The following is a 19,404-nucleotide window of genomic DNA, read 5'->3' on the forward strand; positions in this document are numbered from 1 at the left end:
CCGGGCGCGCCGCGCGGATTCGCGGGACAAAGCCTGCTACCAGGCCGCATCGTGTGGAGCTTTATCATGACATCGGCGCCCTGATTGCATTCGGATTCTTGCGGCTTGCCGCCGTTTCGGTTTCGACAATCCTTATCGAGCTGCGGCGCGCGGCGTCTTCGAGCAAGCCGCGCAATTCCTCCCGCCCGCGCGCGATGCGCGACATCAGCGTGCCGGCCGGCACGCCGAGGATCTCGGCGGCCTCGGCGTAGGAAAAACCCTCGATGGCGACCATGGTCAGGGCAGCGCGACGGTCGGGGCTGATCGCCTGCAGCGCGTCGATGATCTCGCGCGCCGCGACGTTCTCCAGCTGGTCGGCGGGGGCGGCCTGCACCTCGCCGGCCTCCAGCGGCAGCATCGAGGCCCCGCCGCGCCGGTTCGCCTTGCGCATCTGGTCGATAAACAGATGATGCATGATCGTGAACAGCCACTTTCGCGGGCTCTCTCCCGTCTGCCAGTTGTCCAGCCGCAGCAGCGCCCGTTCGAGACAGTCCTGGACGAGATCGTCGGCGGAATCGCGGTCGCGCAGCAGGGAGCGCGCATAGCGCCGCAGACGCGGGATTTGGTCGAGGATGGCTCTCTGCTTTTCGTCCATGGCCTTGTTGTCTTCGTTGTCGGCTTGTCGCCGATGCAAAACCGCTGCGCCCTCGGGTCGAGCCCGAGGGCAGCTTCGGCCAGCATGAAGGTTCCTCTGTTCATGCATGTCGTTGGCTCCAAAAACGCGACGCACTTTTTGGGCAACAGGCATGATGTTCAGCGCGGCGCAGCGTCGATGGTGACCCGGCCGGGATAGAAGGCGCCGTGGTCGCGAATCCCCGCCATCTCATCGAATGGCTGCTCATAAGCCCACATCGCGTCCTTGCCGGCTCCACCCGCCGGCAGCACGTCCCAGTAGCTGGCGTCGCCCTTGTAGGGGCACAGCGTCGACAGCGCCGTCTTCTTGAGCTTGCGAAAGTCGATGTCCTCGAACGGGATGTAGAAAGAGAAGGGATAAGGCGGCTCGGTCACTATTTTGGCTTTCACCGACGAGGCGATGATGGCGCCATTGGCAAACACGACGACACGCCCCTTGAAAGGCTCGACGGTGATCACCTTGCCCGGATTGCGCCGAAAGCCGGGCGACGGGTTCGCATGCTGATCCATGGCCGTTCTCCTTGTCTGCAGTAGGTCCGAAGCCGATCGAAGGCGTCAGCTGCCGTTTTCGACGGGGCCCGACAGGATGATCACTGCCGTGACGCGGGTCAGTTTTTCGCGCTTCTGAAGCCTTGACTTCTCGTATGTCTTCTTCATCGTTCTTCCTTTTCTTGACGTCTGCAGCCGGTCCGCGCGGCTACCGGTGTGCGATCATGGCTCGAAGGGACAACAGGGGCATCTCCCGTCCGGCCGATGCGCTGCCGTCGGAAATCGGGGTGAGCGTGGCAAGAATGATTCCCAAATGTTTCCCCGCGATCCGACGGATGGATTTATCTCAGCCGGTGCGGCCGTGCTTGGGCAGGGCGGAACACGGTTTTGGGGAATGCGGCCCTGACAGCACGATTGCCAGGCTTGGCAGACCGGGACAGCGTTTTGGGCTGTGCGGACCAGCGGCGACGGCGAAGGCCGCTTGGCGCCGGCATACGCCGCGAAATAATCGACAATAGGAAGCGACAGCCCAGAGTCTATCAAATCAAGATGATTTGGCCTGAATATTCGCTTTTTAGCAAAGTTTCTAAAATAAATTGTCGAATGATGAAACTATCACTTTCAAAAAAATGTCTATTTTACCCAAATTAACCAAATCTTAACTAAAATTATCCGATACAATTGAAAGCCGTTCATCTGTATAGTCCGAATCTAAGTTGTAATAATCATTGCGCTGATCGCTTTTGACATTGCCGATATCGTTGATGTCTTTGCGAGGCGTGTAGCGGGAGGGGCTGCAGGGTTGATATCCGGGTCAGGACTGTTCGCGAGGAACGGTCTGCCCGACGGAGGAACATACGCATGAGCTTGCTGAAATATGCGCTGCTGGCGGGAGCGTCGCTGCTCCCAACCTTGCCCGCGATCGCCGCGACCGCGACGGGCAGCATGAATGTCCGCATCACCATTACCGACGAATGCAAGGTACAGACGGCAAGCGATCTTGATTTCGGCTCGCACGGCGTCATCGATCCGAATGTCGACCAGACCAGCACCATCAACGTGCAATGCACGACCGGCAAATCCTACAATGTAGGTCTGAGCGCCGGAGCGGGCTCGGGCGCGACGGTTGCGGTTCGCAAGATGACCGGGCCACTGGCGGCAACGATCGACTACACCATCTACAGGGAAAGCACCCGGACGCAGCTTTGGGGCACCACGATCCCCACCGACACGGTCGGCGGAACCGGCAACGGCGCCATCCAGCCGCTGACGGTCTACGGGCGCGTTCCGCCGCAGACGACACCGCCGGCGGGCCTCTACACCGACACTGTTTCGATCACCATAACGTACTGACCATCGATACCAACACGAGGACGATCATGCGATCCATGCTTTCATGCATCGGCGCCACGGCTGTTCTGTTGCTGTGCGCCGGTCTCTCACACGCCGCTTCGCTCAGGGTGGCGCCGACAGGTCTCGAGCTGATCGCGCCCGACGCCTCGGCGGTCCTCAACCTCAGCAACGACGACGCCAAGCGGCCGATCAATGTGCAGATCAGGGTCTTCGCATGGAGCCAGTCCGGCGGCATCGAGACGCTGACGCCAACCACGGATGTCGTCGCCAGCCCACCATCGACCAAGCTCGGACCCAACGCCCAATACGTGGTTCGCGTCGTGCGCGTCTCGAAGGCGCCGGTGCGGGCCGAAGAGAGTTACCGCGTCATCGTCGACGAACTGCCCGACCCCTCGCGCAAGAAGGCCGGTACGGTTGCGCTTGCGCTGCGCTATTCGGTGCCGGTGTTTTTTCGCAACGCCGACGCAGGCGCGCCGGCGATCGCGTGGAGCCTTTCGCGCAATGGCGGCAGCCTGATGCTCATCGCCAGCAACAGCGGCGAGAGCCGCTTTCGGCTGTCCAACCTGATGCTGACCCAGGGCGGCAAGAAGCTCAGCAACCGAAATGGGCTTGTCGGCTATGTGCTGGGCGGCGCGACCATGCAGTGGCCGATCGGCAGCAGCAAATCACTGTCCGCGGGCTCCGTGCTTTTGAAGGCACAGAGCGATCTTGGACCCTTCGATGCCAAAGTTGCCGTCAAGGGCCGCTAGCACCGCGATTGTCGTCGCGCTCGCGACTTTCACACCTTGCCCGGCAGTGAACTCGCAAGAGCCGCCGGCCGTGACGAACACTGAAGCGCCTGATCCCGTTTTGCCGGCCCGCCGCAGCCTCTATCTGGAGGTGTTCATCAACGACAACTCTACGAAACTGATCGGCAATTTCACCGAAATGCCGGATGGCGGCCTGGCAGCGACGGCGCAAGAGCTGAAGGACGTCGGGCTGAAACCGCCGGAGGGTGCCGAAGGTGCTGGCGGCCTGGTCAGGCTCGACCAACTGGCGGACGTGTCGTTTCAGATCGACGAGGCGGCGCAACGGCTCTACGTCACCGCCGCCAATGACAGCCGCGAGCCGCGCATCGTCGATCTCGGCCTGCGCCTGCAGGACCGGCCGGCGCCGCAATCGGGCTACGGCGCGGTGCTCAACTACTCGCTGTTTGCCAGTTCCAACACATTGTTCGACGGCGACAACGAACTGTTCCAGGGCATTTCGGGCGGCTTCGACACGCGTGTGTTCAGCCCCTATGGAACGCTTAGCCAGTCGTTCATCGCCGGCTATTCCGACGGCAGGCTCGGCGGCTTCACGCGGCTCAACACGACCTGGAGCTATTCCGACCCCGACCGGCTGATGACCTACCGCGCCGGCGACTTCGTCTCCGGCGGACTGTCGTGGACGCGGCCCGTCTATCTCGGCGGCATCCAGGCGCAGCGCAATTTCCGCCTGCGCTCGGATCTGGTGACCCTGCCCCTGCCCTCCTTCGGCGGCACGGCGGCGGTGCCGTCGACACTCGAAGTTTATACGCAAAACGTCCGCACCTATTCCGGCGACATCCAGCCCGGGCCGTTCCAGGTCACCAATCTGCCGGTGTTCACCGGCGCAGGGCAAGCGCAGGTGGTGCTGCGCGACAGCCTCGGGCGCGAGACCACCGCTACCTTGCCGTTCTACGCCTCGAACATGCTGTTGCGTCAGGGACTGCTCGATTTCTCCGTCGAGGCGGGCATGGCGCGGCGCAATTTCGGTATCTCCTCCGACGACTATGACGGCCGCGCCATGGGCGTCGCCACGGCACGCTATGGCCTGAGCGACCGGCTGACGCTGGAAGCCCATGCCGAGGGTGGCGCCGACCTGATCAATGGCGGCGTTGGCGCTGCCTTCCCGCTCGGGCCTTTCGGCGCGGCGTCGGCGGCAGCGGCGGGCAGCCACCATGACGGGCGCACTGGCGCGCTGGTCGATGCCAGTGTCGAATTCGGCTATGATGGCTGGGCGATCAACACGCACATGCAGCGGGCCTTCGGCGGCTATGAAGACATCGCCTCGGTGACGGCGGAGCCGGTTCCCGATCCCGACGACTTCACCCGTTTCAGCGCCGGCGTGCCGCGCGCGGTCGACCAAGTGACGCTCAGCGTGCCGATGCCACTCGACTTCTCCAGCCTCAACCTCTCCTACACCCATCTCAAAAGCGCCGAAGGCGATACCAGCCAGATCGTCGGGCTCTCCTACAGCCAGGCGATCTTCAGGCGCGGCACGCTCTATGCCACCGCCTTTGCCGATCTCGACGACGACAGCAGCTATGGCGTGTTCGCCGGGCTTTCGATCCCGTTCAACGACGACATCACAGCCTCGACAGGGGTCGAGCAAGGGCCTGACGGCCTCAATGTCGTTGCCGACCTCGCCAAGTCGGAACGGGCGGAGGACTTCAGCATCGGCTGGCAGCTGCGCACGTCGGAGGGCGAGGTCCCCAACCGCTCGGCCGCTGTCAGCTATCGCGCGCCCTTTGCGCGTTTCCAGGCCGGCGCCCAGCAATTCGACAAGGATTTTCGCGTGACCGGGCAGATGGACGGGGCCATCGCGGTGGCGGGCGGCGGCGTGTTCGCCACCAACCGCATCGACGATGCCTTTGCCGTCGTCGATGTCGGCACGCCTGACGTCGAGGTTCTGCATCAGAACAGGCCGGTCGGAAAGACCGACAGCAAAGGCCGCATCCTGGTCACCGGGCTCAACTCCTATGAGCTGAACACGGTCTCCATCGACCCGAAGAACCTGCCCGTCGATGCCGATGTCCCGACCACCAAGGAGACCGTCGTCCCGGCCGATCGCAACGGCGTGGTGCTGAAGTTCGGCGTATCGGAGGCGGCGCAGGCAGCGCTGGTGACGCTGGTCGATGGGAGCGGAACGCCGCTCGAGGCCGGACTGTCGGGCCGTGTCGACGGCGGCACCGAAGACTTCGTCGTCGGCTATGACGGCCAGGCCTACATCAAGGGCCTCGGCAAGCAGAATGCGGTGGCAGTCGGCCTGGCGGACGGCAGTTCGTGCCGGGCAAGTTTCCCCTTCGAAGCGGCGCGCGGGCAGCAAGTGACGATCAAGAATGTGGTGTGCCAATGACAATGCCTGGCCAGATGCTGCGCGCCGCAATCGTTGCAATCCTGGTGGCGCTGCTGCCGTCGCTTGCCCTGGCGCAAAGCTGCAGCTTTACCGTCACCAACATGAATTTCGGCGCCGTCGACACGCTGTCGGGCAGCGCGGCGACATCGACGGCCACCCTCAACGTGACCTGCAGCGGCAGTTTGCCGTTGCTGCTGCCCATTCTGGTCTGTCCACATCTCGCCGCCGGCACCGGCGGCGCAACCTCGGCGGCCGCAAGGCAGATGCTGAGCGGCGCCAACAGCCTCGACTACCAGATCTATTCGGACCCGGCGATGAGTGTCGTCTGGGGCTCCTATGCCTGGGCCTATGCCTCGCGCCCGCCGCCGCTGCAGCTGAGCCCCAGTATCCTAGGCAACTCATCCGGCACCTTGACGCTCTATGGCCGGGTTCCCGGCGGCCAGGCGACCGTTCCGCCCGGCACCTATCTGTCGACGTTTTCGGGCGGGCATGTCGAGTTCCGCTACCGGACAAACCTGCTAGGCAGCAATTGCGACACCGGCCTGGGCACCCTGGCCGCCTCTCCGACCTTCACCATCAACGCCACGATTGCGGCCAACTGCCTGGTCGCCACCCAGAACATCGATTTCGGCCCCAAGGGCGTGCTCGACGCCAATGTCGACGCCACCGGCCAGGTCACGGTCACCTGCACGCCGTCGACCGCCTATACGGTGTCGCTGAATGGCGGCACGACAGGCGGCACACCGACCAACCGCAAGATGTCGAAGGGTGCCGAGCGGGTCACCTACGGTCTCTACAAGGACAATGCGCGCACGCAGCCCTGGGGTGACGCCGGGACACCGGGAAGCACGGTCGCCGGTATCGGGACCGGCGCGGCGCAACCGCTCACCGTCTACGGCCGCGTGCCGCCGCAGACCACGCCCTCGGCCGGCGTCTATACCGACACCGTGGTGGTGACCATAACCTATTGATCGCGGCCGCCGTCAGCGGGCGCCAGCCACCGCGCGTAAAGTTCGCCGACGATGCCTCGGCGGAAGACCAGCACGCAGATCATGAAGATCAGCCCGGTGGCGATGGTCACCGGGAAGCCCGAGGTGGCGAGGGTGTTTTCCAGGCCGACGACGAGGCCGGCGCCGACGACCGGGCCGACCATGGTGCCGATGCCGCCGAGCAGCGTCATCAGGATCACCTCGCCCGACATCTGCCAGGTGACGTCGGTGAGCGTGGCGAACTGGAAGACGATCGCCTTGGTGGCGCCGGCAAGGCCGGCGAGCGCTGCCGACATGACGAAAGCGGCGAGCTTGTAGCGGCCGACCGAATAGCCCAGCGAAATGGCGCGGTTCTCGTTCTCGCGGATCGAACGCAGGATCATGCCGAAGGGCGAATTGACGATGCGCCAGACGGCGAAGACGCCGATGAGGAAAACCGCGAGAACGAAGAAGTACATGTTGAGCGTGACGTTGAGATCGACGATGCCGAACAGATGCCCGCGCGGCACGCCCTGGATGCCGTCCTCGCCTTCGGTGAAGGGCGCCTGGACGCAGAAAAAGTAGAACATCTGCGCCAGCGCCAGTGTGATCATCGAGAAATAGATGCCTTGTCTTCGGATGGCGAGGAAGCCCATGACCAGTCCGAGCACGGCCGCGCCGGCGGTGCCGAGCAGGATGCCGGCTTCCGGCGGCCAGCCCCAGTCCTTGACGGCGTAGGCACAGAAATAGGCGGCGGCGCCGTAGAAGGTGGCATGGCCGAAGGATAACAGCCCGGTGTAGCCGAGCAGCAGGTTGAAGGCGCAGGCAAACAGCGCGAAGCACAGCATCTTCATCAGGAAGATCGGGTAGACGAAGAAGGGCGCGGCGATCAGCGCCAGTATGGCCAATGCTATCAGCACCCGCTCAAGCCGAACGGAAGCGGCGGTACGCTGCTCGTGAAGGGTCGCCTCGCTCATCTCAGACATCCCTTCCAAACAGGCCGGCAGGGCGCAAGAGCAGCACGATCGCCATGATGACGAAGATGACGAGGTTCGATGCCTCCGGATAAAACACCTTGGTCAGGCCCTCGGCGAGGCCGAGCATGTAGCCGGTGACGATGGCGCCGAGGATCGAGCCCATGCCGCCGACCACGACGACGGCGAAGACGACGATGATGAGATCGGAGCCCATCAGCGGGCTGACCTGGTAGACCGGTGCTGCGAGGATGCCGGCGAGCCCCGCAAGCGCCGCTCCCAGCCCGTAGGTGAGCGTGAGCAGCAGCGGCACGTTGACGCCGAATGCCTGCACCAGCTCGGGGTTTTCGGTCGCGGCGCGCAGATAGGAGCCAAGCCTGGTCTTTTCGATCAGCAGCCAGGTGCCGATGCAGACGATGAGCGAAGCAACCACCACCCACCCGCGATAGTTAGGCAGGAACATGAAGCCGAGATTGGTGCCGCCGGCGAGTTGCGACGGCACGGCGTAGGGATTGCCGGAGACACCGTAATAGAAACGGAACACGCCTTCGATGACCAGCGCCAGGCCGAAGGTGAAGAGCAGGCCGTAGAGCGGATCGAGGCGGTAGAGCCTGGACAGCGCCAGGCGCTCGACCGCCATGCCGAACACGCCGACGACGAGCGGCACCAGGACCAGCGCCGGCCAGTAGCCGATGCCGACATGGACGAGCATCAGATAGCCGATGAAGGCGCCGAACATGTAGAGCGCGCCATGGGCGAAATTGATGATGCGCAGCAGGCCGAAGATGACGGCCAGCCCGAGGCTGAGCATGGCATAGAAGGAGCCGTTGATCAGCCCGACCAGCATCTGGCCGAGCAAGGCCTGGACGGGGATGCCGAAGATCATCGTCATGGCGTCACCGCCAAGAGACCTGTTGAAAGCGGCACAGCCGATTGTCGGCGCTGGCGCCGCGCCTCACCTGCCTGCCGGCATCCTCTCCCCGTATAGAGACGGGGAGAGGGGCGCTCTCGTCGCCGATTTCGCCAATCGCCAACGTTGCAGAAAGGAAACGGGAATTGCGGCCAGCCCCTTCTCCCCGTCACTATACGGGGAGAAGTGCCCGGCAGGGCGATGAGGGGCAGCGCCGGCGCCTGACAGGTCAGGGGCAAGATGCAATCTGCACCTGACCGCCGCTGCCCCGAAGATCCTCCCCCTTGTCGAGCACAGGCTAATTTCCCGATCATACCCCAAGCACCTCGTGCAGCTGGTCAGTGTGAGCAGAAAGCTCGCTTACGGCGAAACCCTCCACCACCTTGCCGTGCTCCATCAGATAGAAGCGGTCGGCAATGCGGGCGGCAAAGCGGAAATTCTGCTCGACCAGCAGGATGGTCATGCCGCGCTTTTTCAGGGTCGCCAGCAATTCGCCGATGCGCTGGACGATGACAGGCGCCAGGCCCTCGGTCGGTTCGTCGAGCAGCAGCATCTGCACGCCCGTGCGCAGAATGCGGGCGATGGCCAGCATTTGCTGTTCGCCGCCGGAGAGTTTCGTGCCGGGGCTGTTGCGGCGCTCCTTCAGATTGGGGAAGAGATCGAAGATTTCCTCGACGCTCATGCCGCCCTTGGCCACCACCGGCGGCAGGATCAGGTTCTCGTCGACGGTGAGCGTGGCGAAGATGCCGCGTTCCTCCGGCACGAAGCCGATGCCGCGATGGGCGACGCGGTGCAGCGGCAGACGCATCAGATCGCCGCCGTCGAAAGTGACACTGCCGCTGCGCTTGCGAACCAGCCCCATGATGGCGCGCAGCGTGGTGGTCTTGCCGACGCCGTTGCGGCCAAGCAAGGTCACGGTCTCACCACGAAAGACATCGAGGTTGACGCCATGCAGCGCATGGCCCTCGCCATACCAGGCATGCAGATCGCGCACGGCAAGCAGCGGCTCACTCATGCTCGGTCCCCATGTAAGCGATGCGGACACGCTCGTCCGTGCTCACCGTTGCGTAGTCGCCGGCGGCGAGCACCTGGCCGCGTTGCATGACGGTGATCCAGTCGCAAAGATCGGCGACGACGGTGAGGTTGTGCTCGACCATCAGCACGGCGCGGTCTCTGGCCAGCGAACGGATGATGCCGGAAATGGCGCCGACATCCTCGTGCCCCATGCCAGCCATCGGCTCGTCGAGCAGCAGCACTTTCGGATCGAGCGCCAGCGTGGTGGCGATCTCGAGCACGCGCTTCCTGCCATAGGAGAGATCGCCGGCCAGACGATGCGCGACATCGTCGAGGCCGGCGATGCCGAGAAGCTCGCGTGCCCTCGGTGTCAACTGGTCGAGTGCGGCCAGCGAGCGCCAGAACTGGAAGCCCAGCCCGCTCGGCCGCTGCAGGGCGACGCGGACATTGTCGAGGACGCTCAGATGCGGAAAGATCGCCGAGATCTGGAACGAGCGGACGAGACCCATGCGCGCCACCCTGGCCGGCGCGGTGCGGGTGATGTCGTTGCCCAACAATTCGATCCTGCCGCTGGTCGGCTGCAGGAATTTGGTCAGCAGGTTGAAGATCGTCGTCTTGCCGGCGCCGTTCGGTCCGATCAGCGCATGGATCTGGCCGTGATGGACGTCGAGGTCGACATTGTTGACGGCAACGAAACCGGCGAAATCACGCCTGAGGCCGCGGGCGGAAAGCACCACCCGCGGCGTGTCCTTTCCGCCGCCCGACTGGCCGGCCACAGCTTGCGCCGCTGTCACTTGGTGACGAGCGGGCAGCCGCTGTCTTCGGCCTTGGTGAAGGCCTTGTCTCCGGGAATGGTCGCCAGATAGGTGTAGTAGTCCCAGTCCTTCTTGCTCTCCTCGGGCTTCTTGACCTGATAGAGATACATGTCGTGCACCATCGAGCCGTCGGCCTGCACCTTGCCGTTGGCGGTGAAGACGTCGTTGACGGGCATCTCATGCAGCTGCTTGGCCACCGCCTCGGTCTCGTCGGTGCCGGCCTTGTCGATGGCCTTCAGATACTGGGTCACCGCCGAATAGGTGCCGGCCTGGACCATGTTGGGCATGCGGTTGGTGCGCTTGAAGAAGCGGTCGGCGAATTTGCGGCTCTCGTCGTCACGGTCCCAGTAATAGCCTTCGGTCAGCACGACGCCCTGCGCCGCCTGCAGGCCGAGGCCGTGCACTTCGGCAAGGGTGAAGAGAAGTGCCGCCAGCCGCTGGCCGCCGGCGACAATGCCGAACTCGGCCGCCTGCTTGATCGAGTTGGAGGTGTCGAGGCCGGCATTGGCAAGGCCGATGACCTTGGCGCCGGAGGACTGCGCCTGCAGCAGGAAGGAGGAATAGTCCGTGGACCCCAGCGGATATCGCACTTCGCCCAGCACCTTGCCGCCGCTGGCTTCCACCAGCTTGGCGGTCTGGTCCTTCAGCGAATAGCCGAAGGCGTAGTCGACGGTGATGAAATACCAGCTGTCGCCGCCCTGCTTGACAAGGTCGCCGCCGGTGCCGACGGCCTGCGAATGCGTGTCGTAGGCCCAATGGAAGCCATAGGGCGAGCATTGCTTGCCGGTCAGGTCGGTCGAAGCAGCGCCGGTGACGATGTCGATCTTCTTCTTTTCCTTGGACAGCCCCTGGACAGCGAGCGCCACCGAAGAGGTCGTCAACTCCATGATCGCGTCGACTTGCTCGGTGTCATACCACTGGCGGGCGATGTTGGAGGCGATGTCCGCCTTGTTCTGGTGGTCGGCGCTGACGATCTCGATCGGCGTGCCCTGGACCTTGCCGCCAAAATCCTCGACCGCCATTTTTGCGGCCTCGACCGACCATTTGCCGCCGAAATCGGCATAGACGCCCGACTGGTCGTTGAGGATGCCGATCTTGACCTTGCCGTCGGAAATTTCGCCGGCCGCCGCCGGCATCGCAGTCGCCGCAAGAAGCGCGGCGGAGACGAGATAGGATGCTTTCACAGGTGGGTTCCTCCCTTGTGGACGACGCCGGGAAACGCGGCGGCCTTGCAATGGTTCAACAGTTCGGTCCGATTCTCTCTGAAATTCGGGTCGTCGCGCCCGCCACTCCTCCTCTTGGCAACTCCTCCGCCCCGGTGCGTGGGAAAGTAGCATCACATTTCGTGAGGGGAGAATGCTATTTTCGTAGCATGGCGTGCGGGCATCTCGGCAGCTTCCAGATCAAACGAGCTGGGTTTCGGCTGCTTGCTGGCTAAGGCATTGACCCGGCTGATTTTTCCACTCTTATCTCGAGTTCACGTCGATCGAGTTCACGTCGATCTAGTGGAAAACCCATGTTTTTCAGTGGCTTACCTTGCAAATCTCGGCTTCATTCACCACGGCAGCCTTTTGCCATCGCGGAAGAAGCCGCCGGTCGGGCCGTCGTCCGGCAAGGTCGCGGCCCAGACGATGCCGGCCGCCCCTTGCGCCACCGGGCGCCCGCCCGGGCCGCCCATATCGGTCGCGACCCAGCCGGGGCAGATGGCATTGACCAGCACGCCGGCGCCGCGCAATTCGGCCGCCAGGATGCAGGTCAGCGCGTTGAGCGTCGCCTTGGTCGTCGAATAGGCCGGCGCGCCGGCGCCCATCGAGGCGAGCGAACCGCCCTCGGAGGAGACGTTGACCAGCCGGCCATGGCCGGAGGCGCTGAGGAGCGGCGCGCAGGCGGCAGCTATGCGCCAGGCGCCGAAGACATTGGTCTCGAAGGCTTCGCGGATCACCGTCCAGTCGGGTTTTAGCGCCCGCGCACGCGGGTCGTAATGGATGGCGGCGTTGTTGACGAGCACGTCGAGGCGGCCGAAGCGGCGCTCGATATCGGCCGCGGCAAGGGCTGCCGCGTCAGGTGCCGCGACATCCAGAGCGATGGCCTCCACCTTGCCGCCGAGTTGCCTCGCGGCCGCCTCGCCCTTGGCGAGATCGCGCGTGCCGAGCAGCACGGTGAAACCGAGCGCCGCCAGCTGACGCCCCGTCTCCAGCCCGATGCCGCGATTGCCGCCGGTGACGAGCGCGACCTTGCCGGAATGGGGTGTGGTGGTGGTCATTGGCGGGGTCCTGTGCCGCATCAATAGTGCACGAAAGATCGCATAGGTGGGATCGAATGATTAGGGCGTGGAGACGACAATCGCTGTGCGATGGGGTGCATCGGTCGCGAAGGCCGATGCGCAAGGTCGAGTTCCTTCACCCCCCTCTGTCCTGCCGGACATCTCCCCCGCAAGGGGGAGATCGGCAGTTTCGCCAACAGGGCTCTTTCTTGGAACGTTGGTGATTTGGCGAAGCATCGGCGACATCTTGATCTCCCCCCTTGCGGGGGAGATGGCCGGCAGGCCAGAGGGGGGTGTCCAAGTGCTAGCCTATCAAAACTGGATGGCCAACGCCCGCCCTCACCGCCTCTGCGGATAGATCGTCTCGCCGCGCTTCAGCATCTCGACGAAGGCCTCGATCTTCTTCCTGCGCCCGGCTTCGGTCTTCATGTTGTGGGTGCGGAAGGCGAGCGCGAAGCGGTTCTGGGCGGAGAGTTTTGCCAGCATCGCTTTCGCCTCAGGTTCGGCATCGATGGCGGCCTGCAGATCGTCGGGGATCTTCATGTCCTTGCCACTGGCATAGGCGCGGTCCCAGCGGCCGTCTGCCTTGGCCGCTTCGACCTGTCGCAACCCGTGCTCGGTCATCCGGCCCTCGTCGACCAGGCGGGCGACATTGTCGATGTTGATCTTGCTCCAGATGCTCTTTTTGCCGCGCGGCGTGTAGCGCTGCAGAAAGCTCTTGTCATCGAGCGACTTGCGCACGGCATCGATCCAGCCGAAGCACAGCACCACGTCGATGGCCTGCTTGGGCGTGATCGAGGCGAGGCCCGAGCCGACCTTGTGCACCTTGATCCAGACCTCGGTCTCGCCGGCGTGGTTCTCCCGCAGCCAGGCGTAAAAACTTTCCGGATCGGGGAATTCGCGAACTTTTTCGGGATCGACCTTGATCGGCGCCATCAACACCTCGTTTGTTGCCGGACCGGCTATATCGGCTGTCGATGCCAGTCTCTGTCAGCAGAACCTCCGCGGGCCAAGCACCGGACCCCCTTCCCTTCCCCCCCTGTGGGAGAAGGTGGCTCGGCGCTTTAGCGCCGAGACGGATGAGGGGTGTTCCAGGGAACGCCAACGTCTCACTCCGCTGGAACACCCCTCATCCGTCTTGCCGCTTCGCGGCAATCCACCTTCCCCCACAAGGGGGGAAGGAAGGGCGCTCTTTCACTGCAGATGCGGCTTCTTCAGAAAGCTGTTGCGGTCGGCGGATTTTACCCTGAGCCAGGTTTCGCGGCCGTCTCGCACCACCCTGAGTGGGATCTCGGAGCCGGCGGGGTTCTGCCATAGCTTGCGGTAGAAATCGGCGAGACCGTCGACCTCGCCGTCGCGCACGTCGGAGATGATGTCGCCCTGGCGCAGGCCGGCCTTGGCGGCGGGGCCGCCTTCGGCGACACTCATCACAATCACGGCGCCGTTCGACTCCGCCGAGAAGGCGCCGAGCCACGGCCGTGGCGGCTTCGCCACCTGGCCGCGTGTCAGCAGGTCGTCGAGGATCGGGGTCAGAAGGTTGATCGGCACGACCATGTTGATGTCGGCGACCTCGCCGTTGCGGCTCATCTGCAGGAGCAGCGAGCCGATGCCGAGCAGGCTGCCGTCCTGGCCGATCAGCGCCGCGCCGCCCCAGGACGGGTGCGCCGGCGCGATGAAGATCGCCTCGTCGAGCAGATATTCCCAATAGCCGGCGAATTCCTGCTTGGTGACGATGTGCGCCTTGACCGAGCGGCCGGTGCCGTCGGCAAACACCACGGGGTCGCCGACCTTGGCCCTCTCGGCATCGCCGAGCGCCACCGCCGGCAGGCCGAGCGGCGCCAGCGCCTGCACCAGGCCGAAGCCGGTCTCCTGGTCATAGGCCAGCGCATGCGCCGGCACCACGCGGCCGTCCTGATCGGTCAGCCAGACCTCTTCGGCCTCGGTGATGAGATAGCCGATGGTGAGCACGAGCCCGTCAGCGCGGATAACGACGCCACTACCTTCCCGGCGCGTGCCCAGGGCGTTCGCCGTAAAGGCGTCGTCGGGAACCGTGGCGCGCACAGCGACGACGGAACGCAAGAGCGGGGACAGGGGATCTATGGGCATGCTCTCATCCTGGCAGATATGCGTGGGCAGTATCTTCTATAGGTATGCCGCGCTGCACGAGACGCAAGGGTGAGAAGTGATCTGCGCAGCAGACGAAAAGCCAATTGCTTGGCTTTTCGAGCTTCGAACGCCCTGAGCCATGCGAAGGGCCGGGACAACCTTCGGCCTCGCGCTGCCCCTCATCCGCCCTTCGGGCACCTTCTCCCCGTGAACGGGGAGAAGGGAAAAGGCGCCGACATTGATAATAGTTCAACACAAGTTGAACCTTTCTAATTTGCACCTATCTTTTGCAGCATCTACCTTTCGCCGACTTTTCCGCCATCAGTCTCGCGCCGTCGCGCCAGCCGTTTCCGCCCGCCAAATCCAAGGAATTCCTCGCATGACCGAATACACCCCGCCGAAAGTCTGGAGCTGGAAGAAAGCCAATGGCGGCACGTTCGCCAGCATCAACCGGCCGATCGCCGGCCCGACGCATGACAAGGTGCTGCCGGTGGGCAAGCATCCGCTGCAGCTTTATTCGCTGGCGACGCCGAACGGCGTCAAGGTGACCGTCATGCTGGAGGAGCTTCTGGCGCTCGGCCACAAGGGCGCCGAATACGATGCCTGGCTGATCCGTATCAACGATGGCGACCAGTTCGGTTCGGGCTTCGTCGACGTCAATCCCAATTCCAAGATCCCGGCGCTGCTCGACCGCGGCGGCAAGGCGCCGGTTCGCGTCTTCGAGTCCGGCTCGATCCTGCTTTATCTCGCGGAAAAGTTCGGTGAATTCCTGCCGACCGAACAGCCGGCGCGCGCGGAGACCTTGTCCTGGCTGTTCTGGCAGATGGGGTCGGCGCCCTATCTCGGCGGCGGCTTCGGCCATTTCTATGCCTACGCGCCGGAGAAATTCGAATACGCCATCGACCGCTTCGCCATGGAGACCAAGCGCCAGCTCGACGTGCTCGACCGCCGGCTGGCGGAGACGGAATATCTCGGCGGAGCCGGCTATTCGATCGCCGACATGGCGGTGTGGCCCTGGTATGGCGGCCTGGCGCTCGGCCGCATGTACAATGATTCCGCCGAGTTCCTGTCGGTGCAGGACTATGAGCACGTGCAGCGCTGGGCCAAGGCGATCGACGCCCGCCCGACGGTGCAGCGCGGCCGCATGGTCAACCGCGCCTTCGGCGACCCGGCAATGCAACTGCACGAACGCCACGACGCCGGCGATTTCGAGACCAAGACGCAGGATAAGCTGGTGGCGGCGGAGTGACTTTTTACCCTCCCCCTTGTGGGGAGGGTCGCTGCGAAGCAGCGGGGTGGGGGTTGGCGCCAAGCACCCCCACCCGACCTTCGGTCGACCTCCCCACAAGGGGGAGGTAGGGCGTCTAGCCCTTCATCAACCGCGCCAACCTCGGCACGCCCTCGCCCACAGCGCGGTCATCGGCCAGCGTAAAGCTCATCCGCATCGTGTTGCGTCCCGAACCATCGGCATGAAACGCATTGCCCGGCACGAACGCCACGCGGGCTTCCTTGACCGAGCGGGCGAGCAGCGCTGTGGCATCCGAGCCCTCGGGTAGCGTCAGCCAGACGAACATGCCGCCTTCGGGGCGGCTCCAGCTCACACCGTCGGGCATTTCAGCCTCGAGCGCGGCAAGCAGAGCATCGCGGCGACCGCGATAGGCGCCGATCAGCTTTTCCACCTGGCCGTCGAACACGGCCTCGGAAACGCGGTGCATGACCAGCTGGTTGATCGACGGGCTGTGCAGGTCCGAGGCCTGCTTCATCAGCACCAAGCGCTCGACCACGCGGCGCGGCGCGCAGACCCAGCCGACGCGCATGCCCGGCGACAGGATCTTTGAGAACGAGCCGCAATAGAGCGTGCGGGCGTTTTCGATGCCGCCGGAGCGCTCGCAATCGATCGCCAGGATCGGCGGCTCGCCCTCGCCGTCATAGCGCAGCGCGCGATAGGCGGCGTCCTCGATGACGGCGATGTCGAGCTCGCCGGCGAGGTCGAGCACCGCCTCGCGCTGCGCGCGGTTCAGCGTCTCGCCGGTCGGATTGGCGAAATCGGGCACCAGATAGGCGAATTTCACCTTGCCGCCAGCGGCAGCGGCCGCCTGCTGGTAGGCGGCCGGCGTCATGTTGCCGCCGTCCGGCGTCAGCCGGTCATAGCGCGGCTCATAGGCGTTGAAGGCCTGCAGCGCGCCGAGATAGGTCGGCCACGTCACCAGTGCGGTGTCGCCGGGCGACAGGAACAGCTTGCCGAGATAATCCAGCGCCTGCTGCGAGCCGGAGGTGATGAAAATGTTGTGCTCATCGCAAGCGATGCCGAGCTTGCCCATCTGGCTGGCCAGCCAGCGCCGCAGCGGCAGATAGCCTTCCGAGACCTGGTATTGCAGCGCCGTGCCCGCGTCCGGGCCGCCGAGCACCGAAGCATAGGCATCGGCGATGGCTTGCGAGGGAAACAAAGCCGGATCGGGAATGCCGCCGGCAAACGAGATGATGTCGGGCTGGTCGAGCAGTTTCAGCAGCTCGCGGATTTCCGACGCCTTCATGCGCGAGGCGCGCGACGCCAACAGGTCCATCAAACTCATCAGCCCACCTCCCGGGATACGGCATCTGGTCAAGCATGATCGTTCCGACCATGCAAATTTAGGTCAATCTAGCTGACCTATTATCAGGCTCCCTCGCTTGCTGGAATAGCCAGAATGCCATTCCGCGTGGCCCAGGCGCAAAAGCAAACACATTTTTACCGCTCAACGTGGAAAATTGTTGCGCGCCCGAAGATCTGGGGCCGCACACTGGCCGGCGTGATGGACGACCGCGCCAAGGCAGTGGCGCGCTACAATGCCTACACCGAAGGAGGTGAAGGCGGCCGTGCCGCCGGAGAAGCTCCTGGTGTTCAACGTCAGCGACGGCTAGGCTCCGCTCTGCGCCTTCCTCGGCGTCGCGCTGCCCAACGAGCCCTTCCCCAACCTCAACGACCGCGAAAGCATCAAGAAGATCATCCGCGACATCATCAAGGGCAGCTACATCATGTTGGGGCTGTCGGTCGCGGCGATTGTGCTTGTGTTGGCGGCGCTGTGGTGGTGGCTGGGGTAGGCAAGGAGAGGAAGATGCCTGCTCCACTTTGGGAGTTGGGCGACCGGCTTGCCTCAGCAGTCGCCGCGCCTCGCGCGTGCGATTTCGGCGCCGCGACCGCCTAGAACGGCAGCCGTATCTCATCGATCGCCTTCGACTCCGTCCAGCCAATGTCCTTCTGGATCTCCGTCGGCAACGCATTCAGTGCCCTCACGGTCTTCCTGTGCCTGCTGACGCGCGCCAAGGCGGCGCGAATTCTGGTGAGACTTTCAAACATCGGTAACCTCCATGCAGCAGCAGGGCGCTGCCTCGGGCTCGCTCTTGCACGGCCTCTGTAACCGATCGATTGCACGGCAACGGTGAAGCGGTTCACATAGCGATGCCCGTCAGAAACATTTGTATGCAAATCAGTTTCGGGAATTGAAGAAGCGCCACGAAGGGCTGCGCAAGAGTACACGCGTGCAACGATGTCAGACACTTGGCCTGCTGGCCTGAAGTGTCGATTCAGCCGCCGTCGGCCAAGCCCTTATTCCGGAGCCTGCGAATCTTCGGATGAGGCTTGCTGAAAAAGCCGGACAGAATATTCGGACCCGCTTCGCCCGGCCGCAGCCTGATGCCGTCCTCGAAGCCATTCAGCGTCACGCATTCGAAGCCGTTGTCAGCAAGCAGCGCTACCAGCGAGTCCCGGTCGAAATGGTGCAAATGCTCGTTGGGCAGACGCATGCGCCACGTCTCGAACCACGCATCGCCATCGGCGCCGAGCTCACGCCAGCGACAATAAGGAACGGCGATGGCCAGATGGCGGGTCTGAAGGCGAGCGAGAAAACTTAAGTCAGGGATGTGCTCCAGCACGTCGAACATAGCCACGAGATCCCACGCGCCGGCGAGCGCCTCATCCCAATCGACAAAGCGCACACCCTTGGGCAGCGGAAACCGGGTGATGTCGCAGCCGGCACAGTCGGCAACCCCGGTAATCTTGGCCGCCTCGATAAACGTGCCGGTGCCATAGCCGATCTCGAGCACCGACCGCGGTATCTCACCGGTGATCCCCAGCACCCAGCCAAGCCGCTGATAGCCGAGCTTGATGGTGCGGTCGCTCAGGTCCTCGTAATACGACATATATTGCTTGTCATATTTGATCGGCGTGACGTCGATCTGGTGGATCACGCCAAACCGGTCGATCTCGTAATTGTCTAGCATTGGCGTTAGGCCCCGGGATTGCGAAGCCTTACATCATGGAGTTGAACGTAAAGTAAGTGGCCAGGGGGTGGTAGTTGCATTGACCGCTGCCCCAGGGGCCGAGCACGCTCGCAATCAAAGGAGTACTAGAATACGCTCGTCAGCAAAGCGTTGACCCAGGGGGGCAAGACACCCGCACATGGAGCGAAGGCTTACCGCAATCCTTGCTGCCGATGTGGTTGGCTACAGCCGCCTCATGGGCGAGGACGAGGTCGGCACGCTCGAGCGGTTGAAAAGTTGCCGTCGCGAACTGGTCGACCCTGCGATCAAGGAATTCCACGGGCGCATTATCAAGCTCATGGGCGACGGCGCGCTGGTCGAGTTCGCCAGCGTCGTCGATGCCGTCCAGTGCGCTGCCATGATCCAACGCCGGATGGCCGATCGCAACAATGGCACCGCCGAT

The 19,404-nt window shown here is 63.8% G+C and carries 19 protein-coding genes and 1 pseudogene; 7 read left to right on the plus strand and 13 right to left on the minus strand.

Annotation, left to right across the window (positions count from 1 at the left end; genetic code table 11):
- Positions 1-64 precede the first annotated feature (64 nt).
- On the minus strand, positions 65-634 hold the full coding sequence (locus AC1D1L_RS29370; protein ID WP_477344783.1) for a sigma-70 family RNA polymerase sigma factor: 570 nt from the start codon (positions 632-634) through the stop codon (positions 65-67).
- A gap of 158 nt (positions 635-792) precedes the next feature.
- The gene (locus AC1D1L_RS29375) at positions 793-1,182 is read right to left on the minus strand and encodes a DUF427 domain-containing protein (RefSeq protein WP_477344785.1); all 390 of its coding nucleotides are present in this window, start codon (positions 1,180-1,182) and stop codon (positions 793-795) included.
- An 840-nt stretch (positions 1,183-2,022) separates the two neighbouring features.
- Here AC1D1L_RS29375 and AC1D1L_RS29380 point away from each other — a divergent pair.
- Genes AC1D1L_RS29380 through AC1D1L_RS29395 form a run of 4 tightly spaced genes read left to right on the plus strand, consistent with a single transcriptional unit; the run spans position 2,023 to position 6,623 of the window.
- The gene (locus tag AC1D1L_RS29380; protein WP_477344787.1) at positions 2,023-2,514 is read left to right on the plus strand and encodes a Csu type fimbrial protein; all 492 of its coding nucleotides are present in this window, start codon (positions 2,023-2,025) and stop codon (positions 2,512-2,514) included.
- Between the two features lie 26 nt (positions 2,515-2,540).
- Positions 2,541-3,263, plus strand: a complete 723-nt coding sequence (locus tag AC1D1L_RS29385) for a fimbrial biogenesis chaperone (RefSeq protein ID WP_477344789.1) — start codon at positions 2,541-2,543, stop codon at positions 3,261-3,263.
- Positions 3,235-5,652: a fimbria/pilus outer membrane usher protein gene (locus AC1D1L_RS29390; protein WP_477344791.1), complete on the plus strand. Its 2,418-nt coding sequence runs from the start codon at positions 3,235-3,237 to the stop codon at positions 5,650-5,652. Before AC1D1L_RS29385 ends, AC1D1L_RS29390 begins: the two co-directional genes overlap by 29 nt.
- Before the next feature lie 14 nt (positions 5,653-5,666).
- The gene (locus AC1D1L_RS29395; RefSeq protein ID WP_477344821.1) at positions 5,667-6,623 is read left to right on the plus strand and encodes a Csu type fimbrial protein; all 957 of its coding nucleotides are present in this window, start codon (positions 5,667-5,669) and stop codon (positions 6,621-6,623) included.
- Here the strand turns inward: AC1D1L_RS29395 and AC1D1L_RS29400 are convergent.
- From AC1D1L_RS29400 to AC1D1L_RS29435, 8 genes are all read right to left on the minus strand, one after another.
- On the minus strand, positions 6,617-7,597 hold the full coding sequence (locus tag AC1D1L_RS29400; RefSeq protein ID WP_477344793.1) for a branched-chain amino acid ABC transporter permease: 981 nt from the start codon (positions 7,595-7,597) through the stop codon (positions 6,617-6,619). The two genes, AC1D1L_RS29395 and AC1D1L_RS29400, sit on opposite strands and share 7 nt — an antisense overlap.
- Position 7,598: 1 nt before the next feature.
- Positions 7,599-8,486, minus strand: coding sequence for a branched-chain amino acid ABC transporter permease (locus tag AC1D1L_RS29405; protein WP_477344795.1), 888 nt, complete (start codon positions 8,484-8,486; stop codon positions 7,599-7,601).
- Positions 8,487-8,814: 328 nt separating this feature from the next.
- On the minus strand, positions 8,815-9,519 hold the full coding sequence (locus AC1D1L_RS29410; RefSeq protein WP_112566921.1) for an ABC transporter ATP-binding protein: 705 nt from the start codon (positions 9,517-9,519) through the stop codon (positions 8,815-8,817).
- Complete coding sequence (locus tag AC1D1L_RS29415; protein WP_477344797.1) at positions 9,512-10,294, minus strand: ABC transporter ATP-binding protein; 783 nt, start codon at positions 10,292-10,294, stop codon at positions 9,512-9,514. Before AC1D1L_RS29415 ends, AC1D1L_RS29410 begins: the two co-directional genes overlap by 8 nt.
- Before the next feature lie 14 nt (positions 10,295-10,308).
- On the minus strand, positions 10,309-11,517 hold the full coding sequence (locus AC1D1L_RS29420) for an ABC transporter substrate-binding protein (RefSeq protein WP_477344799.1): 1,209 nt from the start codon (positions 11,515-11,517) through the stop codon (positions 10,309-10,311).
- A 371-nt stretch (positions 11,518-11,888) separates the two neighbouring features.
- Positions 11,889-12,596, minus strand: a complete 708-nt coding sequence (locus tag AC1D1L_RS29425) for an SDR family NAD(P)-dependent oxidoreductase (protein ID WP_477344801.1) — start codon at positions 12,594-12,596, stop codon at positions 11,889-11,891.
- 339 nt (positions 12,597-12,935) lie between these two features.
- The gene (locus AC1D1L_RS29430; RefSeq protein ID WP_477344803.1) at positions 12,936-13,532 is read right to left on the minus strand and encodes a YdeI/OmpD-associated family protein; all 597 of its coding nucleotides are present in this window, start codon (positions 13,530-13,532) and stop codon (positions 12,936-12,938) included.
- A 258-nt stretch (positions 13,533-13,790) separates the two neighbouring features.
- Positions 13,791-14,702, minus strand: a complete 912-nt coding sequence (locus AC1D1L_RS29435; RefSeq protein ID WP_477344805.1) for a S1C family serine protease — start codon at positions 14,700-14,702, stop codon at positions 13,791-13,793.
- 379 nt (positions 14,703-15,081) lie between these two features.
- Between AC1D1L_RS29435 and yghU the strand changes: the two genes are divergently transcribed.
- Positions 15,082-15,951 carry a glutathione-dependent disulfide-bond oxidoreductase gene (gene yghU, locus AC1D1L_RS29440; protein ID WP_477344807.1) on the plus strand — a complete coding sequence of 290 codons (870 nt, stop codon included), beginning with the start codon at positions 15,082-15,084 and terminating at the stop codon, positions 15,949-15,951.
- A gap of 115 nt (positions 15,952-16,066) precedes the next feature.
- Here the strand turns inward: yghU and AC1D1L_RS29445 are convergent, their stop codons facing one another.
- Complete coding sequence (locus AC1D1L_RS29445) at positions 16,067-17,275, minus strand: aminotransferase-like domain-containing protein (RefSeq protein ID WP_477344809.1); 1,209 nt, start codon at positions 17,273-17,275, stop codon at positions 16,067-16,069.
- Between the two features lie 358 nt (positions 17,276-17,633).
- Between AC1D1L_RS29445 and AC1D1L_RS29450 the strand changes: the two genes are divergently transcribed.
- The gene (locus tag AC1D1L_RS29450) at positions 17,634-17,783 is read left to right on the plus strand and encodes a hypothetical protein (RefSeq protein ID WP_477344823.1); all 150 of its coding nucleotides are present in this window, start codon (positions 17,634-17,636) and stop codon (positions 17,781-17,783) included.
- 100 nt (positions 17,784-17,883) lie between these two features.
- Here the strand turns inward: AC1D1L_RS29450 and AC1D1L_RS29455 are convergent, their stop codons facing one another.
- The gene (locus AC1D1L_RS29455) at positions 17,884-18,039 is read right to left on the minus strand and encodes a DUF1127 domain-containing protein (RefSeq protein ID WP_352561095.1); all 156 of its coding nucleotides are present in this window, start codon (positions 18,037-18,039) and stop codon (positions 17,884-17,886) included.
- A 227-nt stretch (positions 18,040-18,266) separates the two neighbouring features.
- Positions 18,267-18,962 (minus strand): class I SAM-dependent methyltransferase, encoded by a 696-nt coding sequence (locus AC1D1L_RS29460; RefSeq protein ID WP_477344811.1) that lies wholly within the window; start codon positions 18,960-18,962, stop codon positions 18,267-18,269.
- Between the two features lie 178 nt (positions 18,963-19,140).
- Here AC1D1L_RS29460 and AC1D1L_RS29465 point away from each other — a divergent pair.
- Positions 19,141-19,404 (plus strand): annotated as a pseudogene (locus AC1D1L_RS29465) (adenylate/guanylate cyclase domain-containing protein); the annotation flags it as partial.

The organism is Mesorhizobium sp. P2_D6, assembly GCF_056404315.1.